Annotated in this window: 1 protein-coding gene; it reads right to left on the bottom strand. The window is 45.0% G+C overall.

What is annotated here, in order from left to right:
• Positions 1-52: 52 nt before the first annotated feature.
• Positions 53-1225, bottom strand: coding sequence for an IS256 family transposase (locus tag EKM87_RS12330; protein ID WP_057879063.1), 1173 nt, complete (start codon positions 1223-1225; stop codon positions 53-55).
• Positions 1226-1339: the final 114 nt, after the last annotated feature.

Below are 1339 nucleotides of genomic sequence, written 5' to 3'. Positions count from 1 at the left end.
GGGAGTGTCAAATTTTTTGTGTAAATGGAAGTCCTCTCCCATTAGCTAGCTTCTAATACATGGATTCTAACGTATCTTGAATTTGCTTGAAACCTCGATGCGTTCGCTCAAAATTTTGGCCGTTGTAGTCACGAATAACTGTGACCAGAACGCGTTCTAGTGCTGGTTCATTTGGAAATTGTTCTTTCTTCTTTGTCTGCCGTTTTAGCTTCTTGTTGAATGATTCAATGAGATTTGTGCTGTAGATGCTACTGCGTATCGCAGCTGGAAAAGTGAAACAGGTCAAGAGATGAGGATTATTTTCTAGCTTGCCCGTTACTTTTGGATACGCCTTTTGCCACTTGTCTATGAAGTCAGCTAAGGCCTGTTTTGCGTCGTCCATGGTAGCTGCTTGATGGATCAGTTTGAAGTCGTTAAGGACCTCTTGTCGGTCCTTAGTTCGAACGTGAGCTTCAATGTTCCGACTGACGTGGATCAGGCACTGCTGGAGCTTAGCCTTAGGGAAGTGGTCACCAATTGTGTTGGTAAGGCCGACTAAGCCATCGGCCACGAATAAGAGGACTTCTTTTACACCACGCTGCTGAATGTCCACGAGAAGCTCTTCCCAAACGGTACTGGATTCAGTTGGAGCGACTTGGTATGCTAGGACCTCTTTCATACCATTTGGTCGAATGCCAATGGCGATATGCACGGCTTCTTTAGCCACTGAGTCCCGGCGCAGAGGTAAGTATGTTGCGTCCACATAAATGACTGCGTAACGACTCGCTAGAGGGCGCGTCTTGAAGGCGTTGACCTGTTGGTCAACGACCTTCGTGAGGTTTGAAACCGTTTGTGGTGTGTAATGAGCACCATACATTTTCTCAATCAAATCCGCGATCTCACTAGTGGTAATCCCTTTTTCGTAGAGCTGGACAACCGTGGCTTCTAAACCATCCGTTTGGCGTTGATAGCTTGGAATAGTTTGCGTATTAAAGGCGCCATTTCGGTCGCGTGGAACCTCCAAGTTTAGTTCCCCATACTTAGTTTTAAAGGTTCGCAGATAATGCCCATTGCGTGAATTGCCGCTGTTAAAGCCTTGGCGGTCGTAGGGTTCATAACCGAGGAACGATGAAAGTTCCTCGTGCATTAAATCATTGATGGCCGTTTCCAAATGTTGCCGAAAAACTTCGTCCAAATCTTGCTTTTGTGCTAGTGCTGCCATAATTTCTTTGTTAAACTGAGTCATGGGGAAAGCCTCCTATGTCCTATGAAGTGAGTGTGGTTGCTAACTATCATAAGGGAGAGGCTTTCCCTTTTCAATTGCTTATTTTTCTATTTACACATAATTATTTAAACACTC

It is taken from the genome of Levilactobacillus yonginensis (genome assembly GCF_003946265.1).
GTDB classification, from domain to species: domain Bacteria; phylum Bacillota; class Bacilli; order Lactobacillales; family Lactobacillaceae; genus Levilactobacillus; species Levilactobacillus yonginensis.
The sequence above is the reverse complement of the archived record's forward strand: the minus strand, read 5'-3'. Positions and strand labels throughout refer to the sequence as shown.

Excerpts from the sequence above, each read along its gene's own strand:
- EKM87_RS12330 (WP_057879063.1), bottom strand. The coding sequence starts at position 1,225 with ATGACTCAGTTTAACAAAGAAATTATGGCAGCACTAGCACAAAAGCAA.